The organism is Piscirickettsia salmonis LF-89 = ATCC VR-1361 (assembly GCF_000297215.2).
GTDB classification, from domain to species: Bacteria; Pseudomonadota; Gammaproteobacteria; order Piscirickettsiales; family Piscirickettsiaceae; genus Piscirickettsia; species Piscirickettsia salmonis.
The window spans coordinates 89,927-95,984 of the sequence record NZ_AMFF02000014.1 but is presented as its reverse complement, the minus strand read 5'-3'; the positions used below and the strand labels follow the sequence as shown (position 1 = coordinate 95,984).

Below are 6,058 nucleotides of genomic sequence, written 5' to 3'. Positions count from 1 at the left end.
AACAGGTCACCTCTATTTAATAACAAATGATTTAGAGACGGATGGTAATGGGCTTTACAAAATCTATCAAAAACGATGGAAAATTGAAGAACGTCGTAAGTCGATTAAACAAAATGCAAGTTTAGCAAAATCACCAACTAAAACTGTTCGGTCACAATGCAATCATATTTTTGCATCAATCGTGGCATTTTGTAAACTAGAAACATTGAGTGTAAAAGCACAACTTAACCACTTTGCACTCAAATATAAATTACTTGTGCGGTCAAATCAAATAGCTTTTGAAGAGCTTAGGCGATTAAAATGTTTATGACCTGTGCGTAAGGTGAGTTTTTTACTTGTTTTGCTTGCCATATTTAAATATTAACGTTACTAAACTAAGTTTGTCTATTCAGAGAAGGCTGAGTGAGCTTTATCTGTGGCCGTGGTCAAATTTTGATCAACTTCCGAGGGAAGTTGTAAAAAATGTCTGTACCCATTTTATCCACATGATTATCCACAAAAATTGTTAATAATTTAGAGCAATTGAGTTGGCCTGCTGACGGCTAAGTTAACAAGGTTTTTTATTTAGAGTTATGATGAAGAGAGTGATTTAAGTGCACCAGAGTTTTTGATCATGCTATAACTGACGTTGGCTAATGTTTGCACTTGTTTTTGATGTGAATCAAGTGTGATGACGATTAGATTTTTAGCCATGGCCATTGGGCGAGATAGCATGATATATTCATTGTCTTCCTGAAGATAAAAGTCAACGATAAGTAAACTGCGCTCACAGCGGAAATACCAATTTGCTTGATTAACCTTGGGCAGGCTGACGATAAATTGTGTGCATAGTGGTAATTGCTCTAAGCTGATTTCATATTCGTGCATAAAGTTTGCTGTGGATTTTTACTATAAATGTCGTCCTGTAGTTTTATTGTAGCCTGTTATTTTTATTCGGTACTTGAGGAATGAGCAAGCGCTTTCTATTTTTTAGATTTTTATAAATCTATAAAACTACAACTATAGCTATAACTACAGTTGTAGCTATTAAGTTTAAGCCTAATTTAGATTCGTTTTTTAAGTTAGTGGTTAAACTGGCTGGTTTTCATTTGCAGGAGATCGCAGTATCATAAGCCGGATTCTGGTAATTTAAGGTTTTAGAGTATAGGCATGCAATACCGTGATTTACGTGATTTTATCGAGCAATTGGAAGTGATCGGGGAGCTAAAGCGCATTCGCCCTGAGATTAACCCTTATTTAGAAATGACAGAAGTGAGTCAACGTGTTTTGCATGCAGAAGGCCCTGCACTGTTATTTGAAAGGCCGACGAACTCTAGCATTCCTGCGCTGACCAATTTATTTGGTACGGTTAAGCGTGTGGCCTTAGGCATGGGGGCGGAGGATACTCAGGCGTTGCGTGAAATCGGTCAGTTGCTGGCTTTTTTAAAAGAGCCAGAGCCACCGAAGGGATTAAAAGAGGCGTGGGCAAGTTTGCCGATCTTTAAGAAAATTTTAACGATGGCACCTAAAAAGGTGAATAATGCGCCTTGCCAGCAAATTGTCTTAGAAGGCAGTGAGGTGGATTTAAGTGCGTTACCGATACAAACTTGCTGGCCTGATGACGCCGGCCCGTTAATTACTTGGGGGCTCGTGACGACACGCGGTCCTTATAAGCCACGTATGAATATGGGCATTTACCGCCAGCAGGTGATCGGGTCAAATCGTGTCATTATGCGCTGGCTTTCTCATCGGGGGGGAGCGCTGGACTTTCAAGAATGGTGTAAAGCGCATCCGGGTGAAAAATTTCCTGTTGCAGTGACCTTAGGCTGTGATCCGGCAACGATTTTGGCAGCAGTGACGCCAATTCCCGATACACTATCAGAATATGCTTTTGCTGGGTTATTGCGTGGCCATAAAACAGAATTAGTGAAGTGTTTGGGTAATGATCTAGAGGTGCCAGCCCGGGCTGAAATTGTGCTTGAAGGTTATATTGATCCAGAGGATGCCGCTCCAGAAGGCCCTTTTGGTGATCATACCGGTTATTATAATGAAGTTGAGAGTTTTCCTGTATTTACTGTTGAACGTATAACGATGCGTGAACAGCCGATTTATCATACGACCTATACTGGGCGGCCACCGGATGAGCCTGCGATATTGGGAGTTGCCTTAAATGAAGTCTTTGTGCCATTAATTCAAAAACAGTTTCCTGAGATTGTTGATTTTTATTTGCCCCCTGAGGGCTGCTCTTATCGTTTGGCGATTGTCTCGATTAAAAAGCAATATCCGGGGCATGCTAAGCGTGTTATGATGGGCGTTTGGTCATTTTTGCGTCAGTTCATGTATACCAAGTGGGTAATTGTTGTTGATGATGATATCAACGTGCGTGATTGGCAGGATGTGATTTGGGCGATGACGACACGCATGGATCCAGTACGTGATACGACAATGATTGACCATACACCGATTGATTACCTTGACTTTGCCTCCCCCATATCAGGTTTAGGTTCAAAAATGGGCTCAGATGCAACCAATAAATGGCCGGGTGAGACCAGTCGTGAATGGGGAGTGCCAATTATAATGAGTGATGCTGTGGTTAATAAAATTGACTGTTTATGGGCTGATCTTGGGTTGTAGAGATGCCTAATCAAGTAACAATAGAAAATTCAGATAGTTATTTTAATGTTGAAGAAGATGAAACGATTCTTGACGCGGCGTTGCGCCAGGGCATTGATCTGCCTTTTAGTTGTCAGGCCGGAGTCTGTGGCGCTTGTCGCGGTCAAGTGAGTGCAGGTGAGATTGATTATGGTGCTATCGAAATTTTTGGTTTATTGCCTGAAGAAGAGTCGGCAGGGTTTGTTTTGACCTGTAGTGCTAAAATTACCACTGATATTATATTAAAAATGGATGGAAATAGCTTGTACACCCCCCCTCAGTCATGTAACGATCAATTTGATACGCAAGAAGTGATAATGACAGTATTAAGCCAGGATAATATGGGTGATGATATCTATCGTCTGACTTTGCAGCATGAGGCGAGCTTTTTATATCAAGCGGGCCAATATATCGATGTGATTGTCAATGAAGAGATTTGCTGTCCTTTATCGATTGCCAATGCACCCCATGTGTATTCAGGTGTCATCGAATTGCATATTCGTAAAACGCACACGATGCCCAGTTGGGGTAATTGGGTGCTTGAGCAAGCTGCAAAGAAAAAACAACTGCGCATTCGCGGTCCTAAGGGCCAAGTGGTTGCTAAAAATTTAAATGTACGGCCTCAGTTACTGATTGCTGGTGGGACCGGCTTTTCTCAGTGCAAGGCATTGCTTGAGCAGATTTTTCTCCATAAAGCGAAAGACAGTGAAGCAGCGGTTTATTTATACTGGGGTGGTCGCCATCGCGAGGGCTTATATTTACATCAACAGGTGAAAGATTGGCTAGCAGAGTATCAATATTTTCGTTATGTACCGGTATTGTCACAGGCAGTAGGGCATGATCGTTGGGGCGGTCGCCGCGGCTTAATTCATCAGGCAGTATTGGATGATTTTGAGACTTTACATGGGTTTGATGTATATGTTGTCGGGCCAATGGAAATGGTCAAGTGCGCTTTTTGGGGTTGTGTTGCCAAAGGCTTGCCAAAGTCACAGTTTTATTCTGATTTTTTAGAATTTATGGATTTTAATGAAAAATAGAAATAAGATTTTAGAGTCTGTGCAGCAATTACTCAGCGATGAAAGCATGAGTAGTCAGGAAGAGATTTGTCGGTCACTTGCAGCCCAAAACTTTACTGTCAGTCAGTCTAAAGTTTCCCGCTTATTGCGCCAATGTGGTGCGGTTAAAGTACAAAAAGATGGACGGTTGGTGTATGGGTTATCTAAAGAGTTATCCCCTCCTGCGAGCGACAGCGCACTGGCTCATTTAGTCTTATCAATAGAGCATAACGAAGTGATGGTGGTTTTGCATACGAGTCCAGGAGCCGCTCAATTGGTGGCACGATTGCTTGATTTTCATCCCAAGCACAGTGATATCTTAGGAACGCTCGCTGGAGATGATGCTATTTTTGTATCACCGCGTTCGATTAAAAATATAGAAAAGCTTTATTTAGAAATTAGGCAGTTGTTAGGGTTTATAGACTAAACCAGTTATTTTAGTTACTAGTTATCAATGATGATTGGGCAGGTTGTTGTTAAGAATAGAGGTTCTGTGTAGATAAAAGATCAGTGTGTTGCTGGTCAATGTATGAAGTTTGTTGGTCGCAATGACCTTTAATTGATGTTGGCCACGGTCAAGGTGATATAAAGTTACAGAAGGCTGTGTTGATCGTTTGATCAGTCTGCCATCAATGTAGTAATGATAATATTGAATACCTGGCTTGGGTCGGACGGTTACCGTTAGACGACCTGAGGCATGATGAATCGTTTGGTGATTGCTAGGTGTGGTAATAGTTAAACTGGATCTAGCTGGGTTAGTGTCTTGAGTGTGCATTGTGAGTTGGTTGCTAGATAGTGTTACGGGGGAAGGTAACTCTAGGGGTGTTGCGTTTGGATGCGCATGATTGCTAAATGATAGGGTGCCTTGGGTATCTTGCCAAGTGTAAATAATATTGCGGCTGTAGCTGATGGTGTTGTGAATAAAAAAGTAACAAAAAAACTGGTTATATAAGCTAAATAGGTGAAAATATATATAACTAAGTTAGTAACAGTCGTTGTTCTCATTGTTTTTAAATCTAAATCTAAATCTAAAATTAAGTCTAGTTTGCATGTTAATAAGTTAATAATAGTAAGTGGTATAGCCACTCAGGATCAATGGATGGTTGTGATTGTGGCTGAGATTTAACCAGAGATGAGCGGCTGGCCCATCCAACGTCCTTTGCTGTGATAAGCATCAGTTTCGCTGTTTTGCACGGGGTGGAGTAATACGCTTAGGCCATTGCGGTGGGCTTTAAACCACTGCGTGAGTTTGGGTAATAAGTCTTTGGGAAAGGCAATTTCAAACATCGGTTGCGGGTGAGGGTAGGGTGGTTTGTCGTGCAATAAACTGACTTTAGCAACACCTTCTAACATGGTATGTAAGTTGTTGCGTAGCAACTTAGCCACCGAGCGCGTGCTCATGTCGTAATATAAATGGATGTGATAATCATACATATCGTGTCATTCTCCTCGCACTACGTGCTTTTAGTGCTTACTTTGAGTATGGCTAGAATTTGCTAACTTGCAATAAACGGGATGGGGCTCATATAATTGTTTGTTGGTTCATGGGGTTATAATGTAGTGATGCGATATTTGGCGTTTTTTTTGGCTGTTATTTTATTGGTATCAGGTTGTGCGAGTACGGTGCCAACAGTGGCGCCTTATTCTGATTATCCTCATGTGTATGCATGCCCGAATAAGTTAAGTACTTTGTGTTATCGTACAGCGATTGCACAGGTTGGGCGCAGGTTTCAGTATAGTCAGCTGAGCTTTCAGTTGCCTATTGCTTTGCAAGCACCATTGCGCCAAGGAAAATTAGAGCTACAAGAGTATTATGTTAAATCTCTCGTATTTCCTTCATCTTTGCCTTTATCAGGCCTAGGTCTGTTAACGTCTTATTTATATCCATTTGGATTGTATGCAACGAAAATAATTCGCTTAGAAAATTTAACGGATCAAAGATTAGATATTGTTAATGTACATGTCGTTACTCGGTTGCAACAAAGTCAGAGTTTATTGGCAGTATTGAATCAGATGCAAGCGCAGCCAGCACATTATTTTGGCAATTCTGCAACCGAGTCAGTGAAATTATTAGCCAGTGGCACTAGGTCACTGATGGTGTCAGTTGGTGTTGGGGGCCAGTCTGAGCCTGTGGCGATTATTTATATGCTGGTTGATCTTAAATTGTACAATGGTAATCAAGGTTATTTATTGTATAGCTTAGCAAGAAAGTCAATCGGGCCTACTTTTGTGTTGAATGTTGAGAAAAAGTTATTTAGTGAGAATAAGAATATCTTAAAAAAAGTGATCACGTCTGATTTTTTTCTATAAAGCACTCACCTTACGCACAGGTCATAAACATTTTAATCGCCTAAGCTCTTCAAAAGCTATTT

The 6,058-nt window shown here is 41.0% G+C and carries 7 protein-coding genes and 1 pseudogene; 5 read left to right on the top strand and 3 right to left on the bottom strand.

All coding sequences use genetic code 11. The features are described 5' to 3' along the window. Nucleotides 1-310 (top strand): annotated as a pseudogene (locus C200_RS15665) (IS701 family transposase); the annotation flags it as partial. A gap of 260 nt (nucleotides 311-570) precedes the next feature. Here C200_RS15665 and C200_RS01660 read toward each other — a convergent pair. Continuing rightward, nucleotides 571-867 carry a hypothetical protein gene (locus tag C200_RS01660; protein WP_016211491.1) on the bottom strand — a complete coding sequence of 99 codons (297 nt, stop codon included), beginning with the start codon at nucleotides 865-867 and terminating at the stop codon, nucleotides 571-573. Between the two features lie 282 nt (nucleotides 868-1,149). Between C200_RS01660 and ubiD the strand changes: the two genes are divergently transcribed. Genes ubiD through argR form a run of 3 tightly spaced genes read left to right on the top strand, consistent with a single transcriptional unit; the run spans nucleotide 1,150 to nucleotide 4,113 of the window. Continuing rightward, complete coding sequence (gene ubiD / locus C200_RS01655; protein WP_016211493.1) at nucleotides 1,150-2,613, top strand: 4-hydroxy-3-polyprenylbenzoate decarboxylase; 1,464 nt, start codon at nucleotides 1,150-1,152, stop codon at nucleotides 2,611-2,613. A 2-nt stretch (nucleotides 2,614-2,615) separates the two neighbouring features. Then, nucleotides 2,616-3,668 carry a 2Fe-2S iron-sulfur cluster-binding protein gene (locus C200_RS01650; protein WP_016211489.1) on the top strand — a complete coding sequence of 351 codons (1,053 nt, stop codon included), beginning with the start codon at nucleotides 2,616-2,618 and terminating at the stop codon, nucleotides 3,666-3,668. Further along, nucleotides 3,658-4,113, top strand: coding sequence for an arginine repressor (gene argR / locus C200_RS01645; protein ID WP_016211494.1), 456 nt, complete (start codon nucleotides 3,658-3,660; stop codon nucleotides 4,111-4,113). The genes C200_RS01650 and argR overlap by 11 nt, the downstream gene beginning before the upstream one ends. 24 nt (nucleotides 4,114-4,137) lie before the next feature. On the opposite strand, the gene C200_RS15310 is transcribed toward argR, so the two are convergent. Together C200_RS15310 and C200_RS01640 are read right to left on the bottom strand one after the other, a co-directional pair. Continuing rightward, nucleotides 4,138-4,461, bottom strand: a complete 324-nt coding sequence (locus C200_RS15310; protein ID WP_016211487.1) for a hypothetical protein — start codon at nucleotides 4,459-4,461, stop codon at nucleotides 4,138-4,140. Between the two features lie 347 nt (nucleotides 4,462-4,808). Next, nucleotides 4,809-5,120: a DOPA 4,5-dioxygenase family protein gene (locus C200_RS01640; protein ID WP_032126199.1), complete on the bottom strand. Its 312-nt coding sequence runs from the start codon at nucleotides 5,118-5,120 to the stop codon at nucleotides 4,809-4,811. A gap of 150 nt (nucleotides 5,121-5,270) precedes the next feature. On the opposite strand from C200_RS01640, the gene C200_RS01635 reads away from it, so the two are divergent. Then, nucleotides 5,271-5,996: a hypothetical protein gene (locus C200_RS01635; protein WP_230391093.1), complete on the top strand. Its 726-nt coding sequence runs from the start codon at nucleotides 5,271-5,273 to the stop codon at nucleotides 5,994-5,996. Nucleotides 5,997-6,058: the final 62 nt, after the last annotated feature.